Here is an 18,515-nt window from a genome sequence, read left to right on the forward strand (position 1 = left end):
GTCCCCGCCGGGGGCGTTGCGCCCGATCTGGGCGCAATCGATGCCATCAACCCAGGCTCACGCTGGCCGCGCTTTCCGGCAGTTCTTCGTCAAAACAACGCTGATAGAACTCGGCAACGGTCTGCCGTTCCAACTCGTCGCATTTGTTCAGGAAAGACAGGCGGAAGGCGTAGCCCACGTCGCGGAAGATCTCGGCGTTCTGCGCCCAGTTGATAACGGTACGCGGGCTCATCACGGTCGACAGATCGCCGTTCATGAACGCCGTCCGGGTCAGGTCGGCAACGGTGACCATCTGGCTGACGGTCTTGCGGCCCTTTTCGGTGTTGTAGTGCGGTGCCTTTGACAGAACGATCATCACCTCGGCGTCGTGGCTGAGGTAGTTCAGCGTCGCCACCAGCGACCAGCGGTCCATCTGGGCCTGGTTGATCTGCTGAACGCCATGATACAGGCCGGTGGTGTCACCAAGGCCCACGGTGTTGGCGGTGGCGAACAGGCGGAAATAGGGGTTCGGCGTGATGATCTCGTTCTGGTCCAGCAAGGTCAGCTTGCCGTCATGCTCCAGAACCCGCTGGATCACGAACATCACGTCGGCGCGGCCGGCGTCGTATTCGTCGAACACGATGGCCACCGGGTTGCGCAGCGCCCAGGGCAGGATGCCCTCGTGGAACTCGGTCACCTGTTTGCCATCGCGCAGCTTGATCGCATCCTTGCCGATCAGGTCGATCCGGCTGATGTGGCTGTCCAGATTGACGCGCACGGCAGGCCAGTTCAGTCGCGCAGCGACTTGCTCGATATGGGTCGATTTGCCGGTGCCGTGATAGCCTTGGATCATCACCCGGCGGTTGTGGGTGAACCCGGCCAGAATTGCCAGCGTGGTTTCGGGATCAAATTTGTAAGTAGGGTCGATTGCCGGCACGCGGTCGCTGCTTTCGGCGAACCCTTTGACGGACATATTGCTGTCGATCCCGAACACGTCACGGACCGAGATCTCTTCGGTGGGTTTTGCGTTGATATCGGTCGATCCGTCAGCCATGCGCCTTGTCCTTATCCTTTGGCCCGTTTTGCCGGGTTTGAACCAGTGTGTGGTGCAACATATTGCAGACAAGGGCAAGGGAAAGCCGTTCGCGCCGTCGCGTAGTCCGGTGTTTCTTTGAAACTGGCTCTATGCACGGGCGGTCGGCCGCGGATGGGCGGGATAACCGGAAGTCCGCACCATGCGGTTCCCAGATCATCCAAGTGTGCACCGGCGTAGTTGGGGTCGGACGTAAGAAATAAACACTCGCTGGCAATCCGGATTGGTCGGGATTTCGGCGCCGGGCAACACTCAAAACCGCCCAATCGGGCCGACACTAGGCAAAATAAATTCAAACAATATAATACCTTCAGTTCTTGGTTTGAGCGGGACGCGCGCTGTCATGCAAATCGCCGCCGGTGTGGCGGTGTACTAGGGCGCAACCCGGCGGGTGTTTGCATGGTTTCGACCCCAATTGATCCGTTTGACGCGGTCCTTCTGACCATATCAGGGGACACATCAGGCACGGTGACGGGTGAGCCCCCTTTGCCGGCGACGGGCGAGCTGGACGGAACAATTGGTGTCCCGAACCCTGGGTGGACGCCATTTGCCACTTTCTGGGAGATTTCGACGCCGCCGCAGTTCGGTACGGCATCAATCACGCTGGTCAGCGGGCAATGGACCTATGAGGTGGACCCCGCCTACTACGACAGCCTCGATCCCGGCACGTATACCGACACTTTTGTCGTGCGCGGTGTCGGCACCGCGTTCAACCCGGGTGGGGAACTGGTCGGTGGCGAGGCGTTTCAGACCATCACCATCGAGATCGAGGTCGTCTGCTTTGCCTTGGGTACTCTGATTGAAACCCCAACCGGGCCAGTGCCGGTGGATCAACTGGAACCCGGAGATCTGGTTCTTACGATGGATCGCGGGGCGCAGCCGGTTCGATGGGCGGAATCCGCGCGTATTTCAACGGATCAGCTGGACCAAAGCCCGCATCTCTGCCCGATCGAAATTGCGCCGGGCGCGCTTGGGCCGAACCGACCATCCAGACCGCTGCGGGTATCTCCACAGCACCGCATGTTGCTGGACGGCCCGCTGGTAGAATTGTTGTTCGGCGAGTCCGAGGCCTTGGTTGCGGCCTGCCATCTGGTCGGCCTGCCCGGAATTCGCTGGGTCCGTCCGCGTGATGGCGTGACCTATGTGCATGTCCTGCTGGACCATCACGAAATTCTGTTCGCAGAAGGTGCGCCCGCCGAAAGCCTGTTTCTGGGAGAAGAGGCGCTGACAACGCTCAGCTCGGACGGGTTGCAGGAACTGGCCGACATTTTCGGGGACCGGTTGAACGCGCTGGTCGATGGGTTCCCAAACCTCGCGCGCAGGGCGCTCAAACGGTTCGAGGCGCAGGTCTTCCTGTCCGAATACGCCCAAGCAACGGACCGGTCCGCCGCGGCGGCCGAACTTATTTGAAGTTTCTGCTGTCCTTGATTTGATCCCAGGCCCAGACGACTTCCTGCAGCTGTTCTTCCTGGCTGCGGTCGCCGCCGTTCATGTCCGGGTGCAGCACCTTGATCAGCTTTTTGTAGGCTTTGCGAACCTCGGCCTTGGTCCAGGTGTCCTTGGCTTCGAGGATTTCGATCGCACGACGCTCAGTAGGCGGCAGACGACGGCCTGTTGCGGCCCGACCGGGGTTCTTGGTCGCGTTTTCGCCCAGAACCTGATGCGGATCTTCGATGCCAAGCCGGGCCCAAGCCCGCGCCTCGGGATCGCCCATCGGCTTGGTTTCGCGCTCCCACACTTTGTCTTTCGACCGTTGGGCGTTCAGTTCGGCCTCGGTGGTGCCGTCGAAGAAATTCCACTTCTGGTTATATTCGCGCACGTGCTGCTGGCAGAACCAGAAAAAGTCGTCCAGCACATCCGGTGCCTTGGGCGCGCGGAACTTGCCGGCTTCCTGGCATCCTTCGTGGTCACAGACCCGGGTCGAGGTCTCGGACGCGCCCGACATGCCCCGACGCCCGCGCGGGTTTTTCTTCTTGGCGCTGGACACCGACATGTCGAATCCGAAGGGATCTGGTTTCACCATATGCTCATCCTCATGAACGCGTCTTTTCGACTCGGAGGCAGCAGTTTAATCTAAGTGATCGAAAGTAGAAGAGGGGCGCGGCAAAATAATTGCCGCTGAGCGTAAAAATGACCGTGACCGACGAAATCCGCCAGCGACTTCAGGCCGAGTTCAACCCGCGTGAGCTGGAAGTCGTGGATGACAGTGAACGCCATCGCGGCCACGCTGGGTTTCAGGAAGGCGGCGAAAGCCACTTCAACGTCCGCATTCGCGCTGCCGCGTTTCAGGGGCAGTCCCGCGTTGCGCGCCACCGGGCCGTTCACAAGGCCCTGGGCGACATCGTTCCGCGCATCCACGCCCTGGCTTTGGACATCGGTGACTGAAGCCTTCAGCCCGACTTTTTCGATTATTGTCGGTTTTTTCCAATAATCTGCTATGTTTCCCGTGATTTGCGCGGAGGAAACTATGGAACAGATGAGCCACGCCGTTCGTACGGTGCTGTCAAAATACGCAACCTTTCAGGGGCGCGCGCCGCGCTCCGAGTTCTGGTGGTGGGTGTTGGCGATCTTTCTGGTGCTGATTGTCACTCGTCTGATCGACGGGGCGTTGGTGGCCCCTTTGCTGGGGTTCAGCGCATTCGCGCCCGAAGCTGGTCAGCCGTTGTCATTTCTTGTGGCGCTGGGCGTGATCGTGCCGAACATCGCTGTGGGCGTGCGGCGTCTGCATGACACCGGGCGGTCCGGTTGGTGGATCCTGATCGGTCTGATTCCGCTGATCGGTACGCTGATCCTTCTGTATTTCTACATTCAACCCAGCGAGCCGGCCGAAAACGCCTATGGTGCCGCGCCGGCCTGACGGGGCCTTCGCCTAGCTGTCGGGCTTTTCTTTCTCTTCCTCGGCATCCGCTTTGGGGGCATCTTCTGACTTGCCCGGCTTCAGCGTCAGCGGCGGGTCGTCATGATCCTGCGCGATGCGGGCCGGAGCCTCGACTTGACCCGCCGCAGCCGCATCGTCCGGGCCAGGAACCGGCCGTGCCAGAGGAGTGTCATCCGCTTCTGGCGGGGTCAGGAGTGCGGCGACGTCGTCGTTGGCGACTTCGGTTTCGACCGCACGGCGAAACACCAGAACATTGCGCCAGTTTTCGGCGGACCCGGTCAGGCCGACCCGCTCCTCGCTGGGCAGCAGCTCTGCGCGCTGGTACTCCCAGCCTTTCGCACCCAACTCGTTCAGCAATTGCTCGATGGTGACGGCAAACCGGCCCTCGGGTGTTTTGACCCCCTTGGCTTTGGTGCCTTTCTTGGGGGCCGGGACGACCTTGTATTCGTAACGCTGCATCAATGGTTCCTGAACTGGTGTTGGCGGGCAATGTATCGTTCCGTCAGGGACGGGGAACAGAAAACTTCGCGCCCCGGCGAATTTCAGCCTCGACTGTGGCTTTCCCCCTGCGTCGCCTTCGAAGCGATCTTCAGGCAAAGCTCGGTCGCCACCGCCATGTCCTGGACCGAGATCCACTCCAGCGGCCCGTGGATGCATTGCATCCCGGTAAAGATGTTGGGGCAGGGGGTGCCAAACTCGGTCAGGCGCGACCCGTCGGTGCCGCCGCGGATCGGAACCGAGACCGGCTCGATCCCCATGTCGCGGCAGGCTTCGCGCGCCAGATCTACCGGTGTCATGTCCTTTTCCAGCCAATAGCGCATGTTGCGGTACTGGTGGCTGATCTCGACGCTGATCTTGGCGCGCGGTTCGCTGGCCTGTACTGCATCACAGACCTTGCGCACCAGTTCGCCCTTGGCTTCCAGCCCGTCCATCTCGAAATCGCGCAGGATCAGCTTGATCTCCATCTCGGACGAGCCGCCGTTCATATCGGTCACGTGGATGAACCCTCCGCGCCCGTCGGTGACTTCGGGGGTCATGGTGGCCTGCGGCAGCGTCTGCACGATCTTGGCGGCCAGGTGGGTCGCGTTCACCATCTTGTCCTTGGCCAGGCCCGGGTGAATCGAAACGCCCTCGATCCGGATCACCGCCCGGTCAGCCGAGAAGCTCTCGTACTCGATCTCGCCCAGTTGCTGACCATCCAGCGTATAGGCGAAGTCGGCGCCCAGATCCTTGGGAAGCACTTCGGTTACGCCCCGGCCGATTTCCTCGTCGGGGGTAAAGGCGATGCGGATCGGTCCATGCGCGATCGTCCGATCGGCCAGCAGGTGCCGGGCCATCGTCACGATGATCGACACGCCCGCCTTGTCGTCGCCGCCCAGCAGCGTGGCGCCCGAGGCGGTGATCAGGTCGTCACCGACCTTGCTGGCCAGATAGGGATGCTCGGCCGGGGACAGCACCAGTGACGGATCGTCGGGAAAGGTAATGTCGCCGCCATTGTAGCCTTTGATGACTCGCGGTTTGACCCCGGTCGCGTTGAACTGCGGTGCAGTGTCCACATGGGCCAGAAAGCCGATAGTCGGCCCCGGCGCGGTGCCCGGAATGGTGGCCAGAACGACGCCATAGTCCGTCATGGTCACATCCTGCGCGCCCATTTCGGTCAGCTCCTGCCGCAGCAGGTTCAGCATGTCGTACTGGATTTCCGTGCTGGGGGTGGTGCGCGAGTTTTCGTCGCTCTGGCTGTCGATGGACGCATAGCGGACCAGCCGGTCCTCTAGCTCCTGGTCAAATCTGTTCTGCATGGCACCTCACCTCTCTGGCCAAGACAAAGGCCGCAACCCGCGGCCCGAGTCAAGCGCTGCCCCGGGCCCGGAAAGCGTCAAGAGCTCCGGGTAAAGCTTTGTGCAGGCCGGGCAAACCCAGTTGCCCGGCCTGTACAAACCGAAAGACCTTATTGGCCCAGCTTCTGCGCAACCAACTGGTTGACCGCCTTGGGGTTGGCCTTGCCGCCGGTGGCCTTCATCACCTGTCCGACGAACCAGCCGGCCAGTTTCGGGTTCACCTTGGCCTTCTCGACCTGGGCCGGGTTGGCAGCGATGATTTCGTCTAGCGCGGCCTCGATGGCACCGGTGTCGGTCACCTGCTTCATGCCGCGCTCTTCGACGATCTGCGCCGGGTCGCCGCCTTCGGTATAGACGATCTCGAACAGGTCCTTGGCGATCTTGCCCGAGATGGCGTCCGAGGCGATCAGGTCGATGATCTCACCCAGCTGCGCGGGCGAAACCGGCGAGTCGGTGATGTCGCGGTCGTCTTTCTTCAGGCGGCCGAACAGCTCGTTGATGACCCAGTTCGCGGCCAGCTTGCCGTTGCGACCCTTGGCGACCTCTTCGAAGTACACGGCCGATTCAACCTCGGCGGTCAGCACCGAGGCGTCATAGTCAGTCAGGCCAAAATCGTTGATGAAACGGGCCTTTTTCTCGTCCGGCAGCTCGGGCAGCTTGGCGGCGATGTCATCGACCCAAGCCTGCTCGATCTCAAGCGGCAGCAGGTCGGGGTCCGGGAAATAGCGATAGTCGTGCGCCTCTTCCTTGGACCGCATCGAGCGCGTCTCGCCCTTGTCGGGGTCATACAGGCGGGTCTCCTGCTCGACCTTGCCGCCGGCCTCGACGATGGCGATCTGGCGACGCGCCTCGACCTCGATGGCCTGCTGGATGAAACGCATCGAGTTCATGTTCTTGATCTCGCAACGCGTGCCCAAGTGCGAAAAGTCCTGCGTTTCCATGTATTTCTCATAGTCGCCCGGACGGCAGATCGACACGTTCACGTCGGCCCGCAGATTGCCGTTCTGCATGTTGCCGTCGCAGGTGCCAAGGTAACGCATGATCTGGCGCAGCTTGGCGATGTAGGCGGCGGCCTCTTCCGGGCCGCGGATGTCGGGGCGGCTGACGATCTCCATCAGGCAGACGCCGGTGCGGTTCAGGTCGACGAAGGACATGTTCGGATCCATGTCGTGGATCGATTTGCCTGCGTCCTGTTCCATGTGGATACGCTCGATGCGCACCATGCGCGCGGTGCCGTCGCCCAGTTCCACCAGAACTTCGCCTTCGCCCACGATCGGGTGATACAGCTGGGAAATCTGGTAGCCCTGTGGCAGGTCGGGATAGAAATAGTTCTTGCGGTCAAAGGCCGATTTCAGGTTGATCTGCGCTTTCAGGCCAAGACCCGTGCGCACTGCCTGTTCCACGCAGAATTCGTTGATCACCGGCAGCATGCCCGGCATGGCCGCATCCACGAAAGACACGTTCGAGTTCGGCTCGGCCCCGAATTTGGTCGATGCCCCCGAGAACAGCTTGGCATTGGACGAGACCTGCGCGTGCACCTCCATCCCGATCACCAGTTCCCAGTCGTGTTTGGCACCGGCGATGGTCTTGGGTTTGGGCAGTTCATAGGTCAAGTCGAGCATGGCGCGCCTCATTTCCGCAGAAGTTCAGGCATGGGTATTATGCCCGGCAAGGCCAAGGGGCAAGGGGCAAAGGGTGCCGAGACGCAATTCTCAGTGGCTGGTCAGTTGCAGACCTGAAGGCGTGAAGGTCACGTCGGTCCCGTTGCGCAATTCCTCGCGGAACAGATCACCGATGGCGCGCAAGGCGTCACGCTGTCCACGTGCCGCGAACCGCTCGGGTGAGTTGACGCGGACCGAGTTGTTGAACCCGTTGGCCGCGTGGGCCCAGATAAGCGGGTGCAGTTCGGTCAAATGATCGCGGATCAGCCATTGGGCGGCCTCCCGGATTTGGGACCGGACCAGATCGGCCTTGTCATCCAGACCGAACCCATTCTGCACCGTGATCGCGCAATACGAGGCCAGCAGATTGATCGTTTGCTGGTCCGGCATCCGTTGCACAATGTCGCGCAGACCTTCCAGAAAATACTCGACGTCCAGCCGCGCGCAGGCTTGTTCATCCAAGGCAATTGCGTCGAACTGAACCCACGTGTATCCGCCGGCACCCCACGTGTCGCGCGTGTTCGCGGCATTGCGCAGCGCCTGCACCTCAAGCTCTTCATAGCTGCCGAACCATCGCGGCAGCAGGTGGCTGCCCATCGCGCGCATGTGTCGATGGTTTCGCGGATCCAGCGAAATAAGGCGTTCGTACTGATCCGCCACCCGGGCCCGCTGGGTGCGCTGACCAGCCAGCAGGGCACAGTCGGCGGCGGCGACCACAGGGCTGTCCGGCAGCGCCATTCGGCATTGGGGCAGGATGGCTGCGGCCCGGTCGAAATGTGCAGCACAGCGTGAACGATGCAGCGGCGGCAGCGCCGCGTCCAGAGCCGTGCCACGCCACGCCCATGCCAGATCGATGTGGGCCAGGGCGACGATGAGAGCAATCATCGGATCATCGGGATGATCTTGTTTCACACCCTCAAGCTCGGAAATACCGCCTAGCAGGTCGTACTCGGCGATCGCACAGCCGTCGGACAGCGCGTGTTCGGCGGCCAGGACAACATCCGATCGCGCGCCAAACGCCAGAAGATCGGCGATGGGCAGCCCGTCCGGGGCTGTTGTCCGGGCTTGGTCCGCGGCCCGGATCTCGGCTGACAGTTCGGCCCAACGATCCTGCCGAGCAAGATGGCGCCCGCGTTCGATCATGTCCCGCCCGATCAGGTCAGCCGCACCCAGTTCCGCAACGGGAATATTGAGACGCCCGACATCTTCCAGACAGCGGGAACCCGCGTCCGAAACCGGAGCCACGTGACTTGATATGGGATTGATACGGGCAAGACCTGCCCAGAACGACCGGAACATCGAAAACACTCGAAACTGTACAAACTTGTTAACTAACGATGAATTCTGAACCGGAATTGTGACCAGTTCAAGGATTCTAACATTAAACTTTCTGCTTCAATGGATCAGACAGGATCAATCGACGCGGATTCCGTGAATCGTTTCAGAATACCGTGAAATGGTGTCGGTCAACCCGAAACCCAGCCTGTTGCAGCGCCTGTTCCAGCTGCTTGTGCGGCGGCAGAGCTTCGTCGGGCAGGCGCAGGCGTTTGCCGTTGGTCAGGATGATCGACACACGCACCGAGAAGTCCCAGCGTGTGTCGAAGCGGAAGAAGTCGATCTCGGTCAGGTCGATCTCGCCCTGCCGCGCGCCCGAATGCCAGCTCAGTTTGGCCGGGTCCAGGTTCAGCCCGGCATCGGTGTCGCGCAACACGTCCCACAACGCGGGCAGGGTGCCCAGAGCCAGCAACCCGATCAGCCACCATGCCGCGTCGAAAACCAGAACAAGTGCCAGCAGCCCCGCGTAGACAGCGGCCAGAATGGCGATGCTGCGGGGCGACCGGTTGTGTCGGGTAAAGCGGAACCCGGAGCCCTCGGGCGCCGTCATGCCCCGAGGATGCGCGAGATCATCTCGGTCGTGTCGCGCGACAGGTTCGGGGTTTCGGCGATGCGGGTCAGTTGGGCGCGGATCAGGTCCTGACGGTCGGCGTCATAGCGTTTCCAGGTCTGGAAGGCGGTGCACATGCGCGCGGTGGTCTGCGGGTTGACCGGGTCCAACCGGATCAGCCAGTCGGCCAGCAGGGCGTAGGCCTCGCCGCTGGCGTGGTGGAACCCGGCATGGTTCATTGCCAGCCCACCCATCAGCGCACGGAACCGGTTGGGGTTCTTCCAGTTGAAATCCGGATGCTCGGACAGGGCGCGGGCGATCCGCGGCGCATCGTCCGGGGCGGCCAGCGAGGCCTGAAGCCCGAACCATTTGTCCAACACCAGCCGGTCATGGCGCCACTGGTCGTAGAATGCCGCCAGTTCCGCCTGACCTTTGCCGGCACGCAGCAGGCAGGACAGGGCGCTGAGCTGCAGGGTCATGTTGTCGGCCTTGGCATAGACCTCGGCCGCCATCGCCCCGCCGTCCAGTCGGGTGGTCAGCGCCAGCGCGGCGCTGCCCAGGGCGCGCTTGCCCGCCTGTTCGGCATCGGGCGAATAGGGGCCGTCGACCAGCGCCTCGGAGTGCAGGCGGGGCAGCAGGTCCTGCATGTGTTGGGCGGTGGCCTGACGCAGGGTCTCGACCGCGCGCCAGATCGCCATCGGGTCGGGCGTTTCGCCCTGTTCGTGCAGCGCGGCGGCCAGTTCCGATTGGGTCGGCAGGCCCAGCATCAGCGCGCGATAGGCCGGGTCCAGATCGGCGTCGCGCAGAACCGCCAGCAGGCCCTCCAGGTATTCGGCATCGGGGGCCGCGTCCTGGGTGATCATGCGCAGCAGGGTATCCTGCGCCAGCGTCCGTCCGGCCTCCCAGCGGTTGAACGGATCAGTGTCATGGGCCAACAAAAACGCGCGTTCGGCGTTTGGGCGGTCGTGTTCAAGGATCACCGGCGCCGAGAACTCCCGCAGGATCGAGGCGACGGGCCGCGCGGCCAGCCCCTCGAAGGTGAAGCTCTGGCGCGCTTCGGTCAGTTCCAGCACCTCCGTGCCGCGCACCTCGTCGCCATTCGGACCCAGCAGGCCCACGGCCACGGGGATCACCTGCGGCAGCTTCTCGGGCTGGCCGGGCGTGGCTGGGGTGCTCTGAGACAGGGTCAGGGTATAGGTGCCGTCGGCCCAATCCTCCTCGACCTTCACCCGGGGCGTGCCAGACTGGCTGTACCACCGCTTGAACTGTGTCAGGTCGCGGCCGGTCGTGTCCTCGAACACTTTCAGCCAGTCCTCGATCGTGCAGGCCTGCCCGTCATGGCGTTCGAAATACAGATCCAGCGCTTTGGAATAGGCCTCGTCCCCCACCAGCGTATTCAGCATGCCGATCACCTCGGCGCCTTTTTCATAGACGGTCGCGGTGTAGAAGTTGTTGATCTCTTGAAAGCTTTCGGGGCGCACGGGGTGCGACAGCGGCCCGTTGTCCTCGGGGAACTGGCGCGCGCGTAGGTCGATCACGTCATGGATGCGCTTGACCGCGGCCGAGCGCATGTCCGAGGTGAACTGTGCGTCGCGGAACACGGTCAGCCCCTCTTTCAGGCACAGTTGGAACCAGTCGCGGCAAGTGATGCGGTTGCCGGTCCAGTTGTGGAAATATTCATGCGCGATGATCGCCTCGATCCGTTCGAAATTGGCATCGGTCGAGGTTTCAGGGCTGGCCAGTACCGCCGACGAGTTGAAGATGTTCAGCCCCTTGTTCTCCATCGCGCCCATGTTGAAATCATCGACGGCGACGATGTTGAACACGTCCAGATCGTATTCGCGGCCATAGACATCCTCGTCCCATTTCATCGACCGCTTCAGGGCCTCCATGCCAAAGGCGCATTTACCCTCGTCCGCGGGGCGGACCCAGAGGTTTAGATCGACATGCCGCCCCGAGCGGGTGGTGAAGCTGTCGGAATGGGCAACCAGGTCTCCGGCGACCAGAGCGAACAGATAGGCGGGCTTGGGCCAGGGGTCGGTCCATTCGGCCCAGCCTTCGCCCTTGCCCGTCGGGTTGCCGTTGGACAGCAGCACCGGCAGGTCGCCGTTGATGCGCACGGTGAAGGTGGACATCACGTCGGGACGGTCGGGATAGAAGGTGATCTTGCGGAACCCCTCGGCCTCGCACTGGGTGCAATACATGCCGTTGGACATGTAGAGCCCTTCCAGCGCGGTGTTGTTGCCGGGGTCGATCTCGACCTCGGCCTCCCAGACGAAGGGGGCATCGGGGACGCTGGCGGTCAGGCCCTTGTCGGTGACGTCAGGAGTGATCGGGGTGCCGTCGATGCTGGCGCGGATCAGCTTCAGCTCTTCACCGTGCAAAAAGAAGGTGCGGTCGGTGGCCTGCGGATTGGGCCGGAACGCGATGCGCGATGTCACGCGCGTTGCATGCGGGGCCAGATCGAAGGTCAGGTGAACGCTGTCGACCAGAAAACCTAAGGGCGAATAGTCGGACAGGTAGATCGTGGTGGGGGCGGCGTCGCGCATCTGGGGCCTCGTGTCGGTATGTTCCCGCGCGACGTTAGGAGGATCGCAGTGGCGCTGCAAGCAGGCGGGTCGGGGCGGCATTACCTTGCACGGTTTGAAGCTGTTTCAGGCGGAATTGAAAGGCGGATTGATGCAGCGGCAAGTTGCCTATCGGAAACAATGCCCCTAATTGATGACTGCATACAACGGCACACGAAGGGCAGGAGATTCGAGTCATGAGCGGCAGAGCTATCCGGAGCGGATTGGACGTAGATCAGGTTCTGATCGATTTCATCGAGGAACGCGCGATTCCCGGAACCGGCGTTGAGCCCGACGCATTCTGGGCTGGTCTTTCGCGGATGGTGTCCGAGTTTGGCCCGAAAAACCGCGACCTGCTGCAAAAGCGTTCGGATATCCAGGGCAGTGTCGACGCGTGGCACCTTGCGCGCAAGGGGCAGCCCATCGACATGACCGAGTATCAGGCGTTCCTGCGCGAAATCGGTTATCTGCTGGATGAAGGCCCCGATTTCCAGATCGACACGGCGAATGTCGACCCCGAGATTGCCGCGACGCCCGGCCCGCAGCTGGTGGTGCCGATCACCAATGCGCGTTTTGCCCTGAACGCGGCCAACGCCCGCTGGGGCAGCCTGTATGACGCGCTGTATGGCACCGACGCGATGGGCGACCTGCCGCAGAAGGGCGGCTATGACGCGGCCCGCGGTGCGCGGGTGATCGCGTGGGCTAAGGCGTTTCTGGACGAGGCCGTGCCGCTGGCCCAAGGCAGCTGGGCCGATGTGTCCGGTCTGAAGGTCGAAGGCGGCGCATTGGTCCCGGCGCTGGTTGATCCCGGGAAATTCGTGGGCTTCGGCGGCGCGGTCGAGGCCCCGGACTTCGTGCTGCTGCAGAACAACGGTTTGCACGTCCAGATCATGATCGACCCGTCCAGCACCATTGGCGCCTCGGACCCGGCGGGCATTTCCGATGTGCGCCTGGAGTCGGCCCTGTCCACCATCATGGACTGCGAAGACTCGGTGGCCTGTGTCGATGCCGAGGACAAGGTCGTGGCCTACGGCAACTGGCTGGGCCTGATGAAGGGTGACCTGACCGAAGAGGTCACGAAGGGCGGCCGGACATTTACCCGCAAACTGGCGGAGGACATCGCCTTTACCCGGCCCGACGGATCGGCCGGCAGCCTGAAGGGCCGGTCGCTGATGCTGGTGCGCAATGTGGGCCACCTGATGACCAACCCCGCCGTGCTGGACGCCGAGGGCAACGAGATCGGCGAGGGGTTGATGGACGCGCTGTGCACCACGCTGATCGCGATGCACGACCTGCAGCGCGATGGCGGCAACTCGGTCCACGGCTCGGTCTATGTGGTCAAGCCCAAGATGCACGGACCCGAAGAGGTGGCGTTCTCGGTCGAAATCTTCGACATGGTCGAGGACATTATGGGCCTGCCGCGCAACACCGTGAAGCTGGGCATCATGGATGAGGAACGCCGGACTTCGGTAAACCTCAAGGAGTGCATCCGCGCCGCGAAATCGCGCGTGGCCTTCATCAATACCGGGTTCCTCGACCGGACGGGGGACGAAATCCACACCTCGATGGAGGCCGGGCCGATGCTGCCCAAGGGCGACATGAAGAATACGCCCTGGATCCAGTCCTACGAGGATCGCAATGTCGATATCGGGCTCGCCTGTGGGCTGAAGGGCCGGGCGCAGATCGGCAAGGGTATGTGGGCCATGCCCGACCGGATGGGCGAGATGCTTGCGGCCAAGATCGGCCACCCCATGGCCGGTGCGACCTGCGCCTGGGTGCCGTCGCCCACCGCAGCGACCCTGCACGCGACCCACTACCACAAGGTGGATGTTCTGGCCCGTCAGGATGAGATCGCCGCTGGAGGCCCGCGCGGCACGCTTGACGATCTGCTGACCATCCCGCTGCTGGGCGGCCGCAACCTCAGCGACGATGAAATCACCCGCGAGATCGAGAACAACGCGCAGGGCATCTTGGGCTATGTCGTGCGCTGGGTCGATCAGGGCGTCGGCTGCTCGAAGGTGCCCGACATCAACGACGTAGGTCTAATGGAAGATCGCGCCACCTGCCGGATTTCAAGCCAGGCGCTGGCCAACTGGCTGCATCACGACGTGATCGGCGCCGATCAGGTGATGGCGGCGATGAAGAAGATGGCCGCCGTGGTTGACCGCCAGAACGCAAGCGACCCGGCCTATCGGCCCATGGCGCCGGGGTTCGACGGCATCGCCTTCCAGGCCGCCTGTGATCTGGTGTTCAAGGGGCGGGTGCAGCCCTCGGGCTATACCGAGCCGGTCCTGCATGCGCGGCGGCTGGAACTGAAGGCCCGTCAGGGCTAGAACCGGGACAGACCACCGCAGACAGAGGACAAAATCATGTCGGTTTCACTCAGAAAGGCCCGCACCATCATTCGCAAAACCCTTGAGAAAGGGCGCGAGATGGACCTGAAACCCCTGTCGGTGGTGGTGCTGGACGCCGGTGGCCATGTCATCGCGTTCGAGCGCGAGGACGGTGCCGCCCCAGGCCGGTTTGCGATTGCTCATGGCAAGGCCTATGGATCGGTCATGCTGGGCATGGCAGGCACCGCCCAGATGAAGCGGGCCGAGGCGCAGGCCTATTTCATGGCTGCGGTGAACGGGGTTTATGGCGGGCAGGTCGTTCCGGTTCCGGGCGGCGTACTGCTGCGCGACCGCAAGGGCGCAGTGATCGGTGCCGTCGGGGTAACCGGAGACACCTCGGACAACGACGCCGCTGCCGCCATGGCCGGGATCGAGGCCGCCGGGCTGACCGGCGAGACCTGATCTGCACAAGCGCCGTCCCGCCGCGGCCGCCTGTTTCGGGAAATTCGTCCCGCGCTCTGCGGAAATCGGGAACAATATGTGCGTATCTGAACACGTCCTTGCGCCATGGTGCAGGGCGTGTTTTCTTGCACGTTATTGAAGGGGCGGATAATTTCCGACCAGTTCAAGTAAAACAGCAAGGTAGCACAATGTCCCGACCCGTCGTTGGCATCATCGGCAATTCGTATCTGATGAACGACCAGTACCCCACCCATGCCGGGGGGACGATGAATTCGGACGCGGTCGCGAATGTCTCGAACTGTCTGCCGCTGCTGATCCCGGCCGATCCGCGCTATGTCGACGTGACCGAGTTGCTTGAGGTGTGCGACGGGTTCTTGCTGACCGGTGGCCGCCCCAACGTTCACCCCGAGGAATACGGCGAGTCGGCAACTGACGCACATGGCGAATTCGACCGGGCGCGCGATGCGATCACCCTGCCGCTGGTACGGGCCTGCGTGGAACGCGGCCAGCCCTTTCTGGGCATCTGCCGGGGCTTCCAGGAGGTCAACGTGGCCATGGGCGGCACTCTGTACCCGGAAATCCGCGATCTGCCCGGCCGGATGAACCACCGCATGCCGCCCGATGGCACGCTGGAAGAGAAATTCGCCCTGCGCCATGTGGTCAAGCTGACCGAGGGCGGGGTGTTCCACCGCCTGTTCGGTGCCAGTGAGGTGATGACCAATACGCTGCACGGGCAGGGCATCAAGACGGTGGGCAAGGGCGTGGTGATCGACGGCCACGCGCCGGATGGTACGCCCGAGGCGATCTATATCCAGGATGCGCCCGGGTTCACCCTGTCGGTGCAATGGCACCCGGAATGGGATGCCGCGAATGACCCGGTGTCGCGGCCTCTGTTTCAGGCTTTCGGCGACGCGGTGCGGGCTTGGTCGGCAAGTGCAATGCCGACGCCGGTGCGGCAATCGGCTTGACAATCGGCTCTCGGATTTCTTCAAAAGACCGGCGCGGCAATCACCGCGCCGGTCTTTTTTCGTTTCACACCAGCAGGTTGAACTGTTTGTTGAGCGGCAGAGTCCGGGCGCGCTGGCCGGTCAGATCGAACAGCGCGTTGCCCAGCGCCGGCATCGAGGGCGGCGTGCCGGGTTCACCCGCGCCCCCCATGAAGCGGTTGGTTTCCAGCACTTGAACCTCAACCTGCGGCGCGGTGTGCATGCGCAGCGCGTCATAGTCGGGGAAGTTCATCTGTTCGACCTCGCCATCGGCGAAGGTGATCTCGCCGTAACAAGCCGCCGACAGGCCATACATCATGCCGCCGAACATTTGCGCCTTGACGTTTTCGGAGTCCAGCGCAAGCCCCATGTCGCAGGCGATCCAAGCCTTGCTGATGCGGATGGTGCCGTCTTCTTCGACCACCTCGATCACCTGCGCGACAGGGGTGCCGAAGCTGTAAGTTAGGGCCACGCCGCGGCCCACACCATCGGGGGTCTTGCCCGTCCAGCCGGACATGTCGCGCACCGCCTCAAGGCACCCGGCCGAGGGCGCGTGTTCGTCGCGCATCAGCTCCAGCCGAAACTCCAGCGGGTCGCGTCCGGCGGCATGGGCCATCTCGTCGATGAAGGTCTCGTGGAAGAAACCGTTGTGGCTGTTGCCGACCGAGCGCCAGAAACCCACCGGGATCTTCAGGTCGGCGATATGGCCGCTCATGCGATAGTTGGGCACCGCGTAGGGCTGGTTGAAGAACCCTTCGACCAGAACCTTGTCCGGGCCAGCGCCGGGCATTCCGGTATAGCGCTCAACGGCTTGCTGCGTGCAGGACTGCGCGGCGACCGCACCATCGATGAGCACTGCTTTGCCATCCTGAACCGCACCGCGCATCCGCGCCATCGCACCGGGGCGGTAGTAGTCGTGACGCATATCTTCTTCGCGGCTCCAGGTGGTCTGGACCGGAGTGCCGGGCATCGCCATGGCCATTTTGGTGGCGATGTCGCCGAAATCCAGCTCTCCGCGGCGACCAAACCCGCCGCCCAGATAGGTGGTGTGGATTTGGACGGCTTCGGTGTCCAAACTGGCCGTGTTGGCAACGCGGAACTGGATCAGCGTGGGGGCCTGGTTGCCGCACCACAGTTCCAAGGCGTCGCCGGTGAACAGCGCGGTGGCGTTCATCGGTTCCATCGTGGCGTGGGCCAGGTAGGGGACAGTGTATTCAGCGTCGATCACGGTCGCGTCTTCGGGAACGATGCTGACATCGCCGTCATCGCGCATGGTCGAGTTCGGATCCGCGTCGAAGGCCTTGGCGATCTCGGCAAAGATGGCGTCGGTTTCGGGCGGATAGGGGGCCTCGCCCCAATCGACGTCGATGGCCTCGACCGCCTGGTTGGCAAGCCAGGTGTTGGTGGCGATCACCGCAACACCGTTGCCCAGATCGACAACCTTTTCGACACCAGGCATTGCCTTGGCGGCGCTGTCGTCAAAGCCGTTCATCTGGCCGCCCAGCTTGGGGTTCATCCGGACGCTGGCGAATTTCATGCCGGGCAGGCGCACGTCAACGCCGAACTGGGCGGTGCCGGTAGCCTTTTCCACCATGTCCAGACGCGGCAGGGTCCGGCCCAGATAACGCCACTCGGACGGGTCGCGCAGCTCTGCCTCAATCGGTTCCATCTGAGCCACGTCTGCAGCCAGGTCGGTATAGGCGATCTTGCTGTCATCAGGCGCGATGACATGGCCCGAAGCGGTCTTCAACTGAGCCCGATCCACCCCCAGTCGGTCGGCGGCGGCCTGTTTCAGCGTCTCGCGGGCGGAGGCACCAGCCGCGCGCATTCGCTCGAACCCGTCCTTCATCGAGGTCGAGCCGCCGGTGACCTGCAGGCTGAGCGCTTTGCCGATCACGCCAAGGGCCTCGCCCAGATTGTGCTGGAAGTTCGAGACGTCATAGCCCTTGTTGGGCAGGCTCTCGCCGATCAGGGCCGAGTTGTAATAAGCCGCCGCCGCGGGTCCGTGCAGAACGGTGACCTGATCCAGATCCACGTCCAGTTCCTCGGCAATCAGGGCAGCCCATGTGGTTTTCACGCCCTGGCCCATCTCGGCGCGGGGCGCAAACAGGGTCACGCCGTTCTGGTCGATCAGGATGAAGGGGTTCAGGGCCGCTTCGCCGTCGCCCGGTTTCAGCGGGTTCTTGGCGGGGCGGTTGACGTAATAGACGCCGAAAGCCACGCCACCGACGATGGCGGCTGATCCGATCAGGAAGGTGCGGCGCAGGATTTTTCCGATGCTGGCCATGGATCAGGCCTCCTTCAGCTTGGCGGCGGCGTCGTGGATCGCGGCGCGGATGCGGGGGTAGGTGCCGCAGCGGCACAGGTTGCCCTGCATCGCCTCGTCGATTTCTTCGTCAGAGGGGGCAGGGTTTTCGGCCAGCAGCGCGGCGGCCTGCATGATCTGCCCCGACTGGCAATAGCCGCATTGCGCGACCTGATGGTCGACCCAGGCTTGCTGGATCGTGGCCAAGTTGTCGGGCGTCCCCAACCCTTCGATCGTGGTGACCTCGCCCCAGACATCGGACAGGGCAACCTGGCACGAGCGGACGGCCTCGCCGTCGATCTGCACCGTGCAGGCTCCGCAGGCGGCCACACCGCAGCCGAATTTGGTTCCGGTCAGGCCCACCTCGTCGCGCAGCACCCACAGAAGGGGGACATCGTCGGGCAGATCGACCTGATGTGGCTTTCCGTTGATCGTCAGCGTGGTCGCCATGGCGTACCTCTTTTGGCTGTGGCTGGTTTCTGACATAATTGATGAAAAATGTCAGTGCGTCAATTGACAATTTCGCGC

At 62.9% G+C, this 18,515-nt stretch carries 16 protein-coding genes; 6 read left to right on the plus strand and 10 right to left on the minus strand.

Annotated elements, in window-relative coordinates:
• Window positions 1-46: 46 nt before the first annotated feature.
• A complete protein-coding gene (gene cobS / locus ACR0CU_RS02470; RefSeq protein ID WP_093964859.1) occupies window positions 47-1,033 on the minus strand; it encodes a cobaltochelatase subunit CobS in 987 nt (328 codons plus the stop codon).
• Between the two features lie 438 nt (window positions 1,034-1,471).
• On the opposite strand from cobS, the gene ACR0CU_RS02475 reads away from it, so the two are divergent.
• Entirely contained in the window at window positions 1,472-2,482 is a 1,011-nt protein-coding gene (locus ACR0CU_RS02475) for a Hint domain-containing protein (protein ID WP_170444945.1), read from the plus strand.
• Here the strand turns inward: ACR0CU_RS02475 and ACR0CU_RS02480 are convergent.
• A complete protein-coding gene (locus ACR0CU_RS02480) occupies window positions 2,475-3,095 on the minus strand; it encodes a J domain-containing protein (protein WP_170340931.1) in 621 nt (206 codons plus the stop codon). The two genes, ACR0CU_RS02475 and ACR0CU_RS02480, sit on opposite strands and share 8 nt — an antisense overlap.
• A 107-nt stretch (window positions 3,096-3,202) precedes the next feature.
• Here ACR0CU_RS02480 and ACR0CU_RS02485 point away from each other — a divergent pair, with 107 nt between their 5' ends.
• Window positions 3,203-3,457 carry a BolA family protein gene (locus tag ACR0CU_RS02485; RefSeq protein ID WP_093964863.1) on the plus strand — a complete coding sequence of 85 codons (255 nt, stop codon included), beginning with the start codon at window positions 3,203-3,205 and terminating at the stop codon, window positions 3,455-3,457.
• Between the two features lie 82 nt (window positions 3,458-3,539).
• Window positions 3,540-3,929: a DUF805 domain-containing protein gene (locus ACR0CU_RS02490; RefSeq protein WP_170357302.1), complete on the plus strand. Its 390-nt coding sequence runs from the start codon at window positions 3,540-3,542 to the stop codon at window positions 3,927-3,929.
• Window positions 3,930-3,941: 12 nt separating this feature from the next.
• Here the strand turns inward: ACR0CU_RS02490 and ACR0CU_RS02495 are convergent, their stop codons facing one another.
• The 6 genes from ACR0CU_RS02495 to pepN all read right to left on the minus strand — a co-directional run bounded on the left by ACR0CU_RS02495 (window position 3,942) and on the right by pepN (window position 11,883).
• On the minus strand, window positions 3,942-4,409 hold the full coding sequence (locus tag ACR0CU_RS02495) for a DUF4177 domain-containing protein (protein WP_170444948.1): 468 nt from the start codon (window positions 4,407-4,409) through the stop codon (window positions 3,942-3,944).
• A gap of 83 nt (window positions 4,410-4,492) precedes the next feature.
• Window positions 4,493-5,749, minus strand: coding sequence for a peptidase T (gene pepT, locus ACR0CU_RS02500; protein WP_480642390.1), 1,257 nt, complete (start codon window positions 5,747-5,749; stop codon window positions 4,493-4,495).
• A gap of 149 nt (window positions 5,750-5,898) precedes the next feature.
• Complete coding sequence (gene gatB, locus ACR0CU_RS02505) at window positions 5,899-7,410, minus strand: Asp-tRNA(Asn)/Glu-tRNA(Gln) amidotransferase subunit GatB (protein WP_170365804.1); 1,512 nt, start codon at window positions 7,408-7,410, stop codon at window positions 5,899-5,901.
• A 90-nt stretch (window positions 7,411-7,500) separates the two neighbouring features.
• Window positions 7,501-8,694, minus strand: coding sequence for a hypothetical protein (locus ACR0CU_RS02510; protein ID WP_367647498.1), 1,194 nt, complete (start codon window positions 8,692-8,694; stop codon window positions 7,501-7,503).
• A 196-nt stretch (window positions 8,695-8,890) separates the two neighbouring features.
• Complete coding sequence (locus ACR0CU_RS02515; RefSeq protein ID WP_170444957.1) at window positions 8,891-9,334, minus strand: hypothetical protein; 444 nt, start codon at window positions 9,332-9,334, stop codon at window positions 8,891-8,893.
• Window positions 9,331-11,883: an aminopeptidase N gene (pepN, locus tag ACR0CU_RS02520; protein ID WP_480642392.1), complete on the minus strand. Its 2,553-nt coding sequence runs from the start codon at window positions 11,881-11,883 to the stop codon at window positions 9,331-9,333. The genes ACR0CU_RS02515 and pepN overlap by 4 nt, the downstream gene beginning before the upstream one ends.
• A gap of 215 nt (window positions 11,884-12,098) precedes the next feature.
• On the opposite strand from pepN, the gene ACR0CU_RS02525 reads away from it, so the two are divergent.
• The 3 genes from ACR0CU_RS02525 (at window position 12,099) to ACR0CU_RS02535 (ending at window position 15,664) form a co-directional block, all read left to right on the plus strand.
• The gene (locus tag ACR0CU_RS02525; RefSeq protein ID WP_480642394.1) at window positions 12,099-14,234 is read left to right on the plus strand and encodes a malate synthase G; all 2,136 of its coding nucleotides are present in this window, start codon (window positions 12,099-12,101) and stop codon (window positions 14,232-14,234) included.
• A gap of 36 nt (window positions 14,235-14,270) precedes the next feature.
• The gene (locus ACR0CU_RS02530; RefSeq protein ID WP_170340334.1) at window positions 14,271-14,696 is read left to right on the plus strand and encodes a GlcG/HbpS family heme-binding protein; all 426 of its coding nucleotides are present in this window, start codon (window positions 14,271-14,273) and stop codon (window positions 14,694-14,696) included.
• Window positions 14,697-14,884: 188 nt separating this feature from the next.
• Window positions 14,885-15,664 carry a gamma-glutamyl-gamma-aminobutyrate hydrolase family protein gene (locus ACR0CU_RS02535; protein ID WP_170340336.1) on the plus strand — a complete coding sequence of 260 codons (780 nt, stop codon included), beginning with the start codon at window positions 14,885-14,887 and terminating at the stop codon, window positions 15,662-15,664.
• 64 nt (window positions 15,665-15,728) lie between these two features.
• Here ACR0CU_RS02535 and ACR0CU_RS02540 read toward each other — a convergent pair whose 3' ends face one another.
• Together ACR0CU_RS02540 and ACR0CU_RS02545 are read right to left on the minus strand one after the other, a co-directional pair.
• Window positions 15,729-17,969 carry a xanthine dehydrogenase family protein molybdopterin-binding subunit gene (locus ACR0CU_RS02540; RefSeq protein WP_170444969.1) on the minus strand — a complete coding sequence of 747 codons (2,241 nt, stop codon included), beginning with the start codon at window positions 17,967-17,969 and terminating at the stop codon, window positions 15,729-15,731.
• Between the two features lie 3 nt (window positions 17,970-17,972).
• The gene (locus ACR0CU_RS02545) at window positions 17,973-18,437 is read right to left on the minus strand and encodes a (2Fe-2S)-binding protein (protein WP_170357311.1); all 465 of its coding nucleotides are present in this window, start codon (window positions 18,435-18,437) and stop codon (window positions 17,973-17,975) included.
• Between the last annotated feature and the right edge of the window lie 78 nt (window positions 18,438-18,515).

Source organism: Ruegeria sp. BC2, assembly GCF_056539245.1.

Excerpts from the sequence above, each read along its gene's own strand:
- ACR0CU_RS02485 (WP_093964863.1), top strand. The coding sequence starts at position 3,203 with ATGACCGTGACCGACGAAATCCGCCAGCGACTTCAGGCCGAGTTCAAC.
- pepT (WP_480642390.1), bottom strand. The coding sequence starts at position 5,749 with ATGCAGAACAGATTTGACCAGGAGCTAGAGGACCGGCTGGTCCGCTAT.
- ACR0CU_RS02530 (WP_170340334.1), top strand. The coding sequence starts at position 14,271 with ATGTCGGTTTCACTCAGAAAGGCCCGCACCATCATTCGCAAAACCCTT.
- pepN (WP_480642392.1), bottom strand. The coding sequence starts at position 11,883 with ATGCGCGACGCCGCCCCCACCACGATCTACCTGTCCGACTATTCGCCC.
- cobS (WP_093964859.1), bottom strand. The coding sequence starts at position 1,033 with ATGGCTGACGGATCGACCGATATCAACGCAAAACCCACCGAAGAGATC.
- ACR0CU_RS02490 (WP_170357302.1), top strand. The coding sequence starts at position 3,540 with ATGGAACAGATGAGCCACGCCGTTCGTACGGTGCTGTCAAAATACGCA.
- ACR0CU_RS02545 (WP_170357311.1), bottom strand. The coding sequence starts at position 18,437 with ATGGCGACCACGCTGACGATCAACGGAAAGCCACATCAGGTCGATCTG.
- ACR0CU_RS02535 (WP_170340336.1), top strand. The coding sequence starts at position 14,885 with ATGTCCCGACCCGTCGTTGGCATCATCGGCAATTCGTATCTGATGAAC.
- ACR0CU_RS02480 (WP_170340931.1), bottom strand. The coding sequence starts at position 3,095 with ATGGTGAAACCAGATCCCTTCGGATTCGACATGTCGGTGTCCAGCGCC.
- ACR0CU_RS02495 (WP_170444948.1), bottom strand. The coding sequence starts at position 4,409 with ATGCAGCGTTACGAATACAAGGTCGTCCCGGCCCCCAAGAAAGGCACC.
- ACR0CU_RS02525 (WP_480642394.1), top strand. The coding sequence starts at position 12,099 with ATGAGCGGCAGAGCTATCCGGAGCGGATTGGACGTAGATCAGGTTCTG.
- ACR0CU_RS02515 (WP_170444957.1), bottom strand. The coding sequence starts at position 9,334 with ATGACGGCGCCCGAGGGCTCCGGGTTCCGCTTTACCCGACACAACCGG.
- ACR0CU_RS02475 (WP_170444945.1), top strand. The coding sequence starts at position 1,472 with ATGGTTTCGACCCCAATTGATCCGTTTGACGCGGTCCTTCTGACCATA.
- ACR0CU_RS02540 (WP_170444969.1), bottom strand. The coding sequence starts at position 17,969 with ATGGCCAGCATCGGAAAAATCCTGCGCCGCACCTTCCTGATCGGATCA.
- gatB (WP_170365804.1), bottom strand. The coding sequence starts at position 7,410 with ATGCTCGACTTGACCTATGAACTGCCCAAACCCAAGACCATCGCCGGT.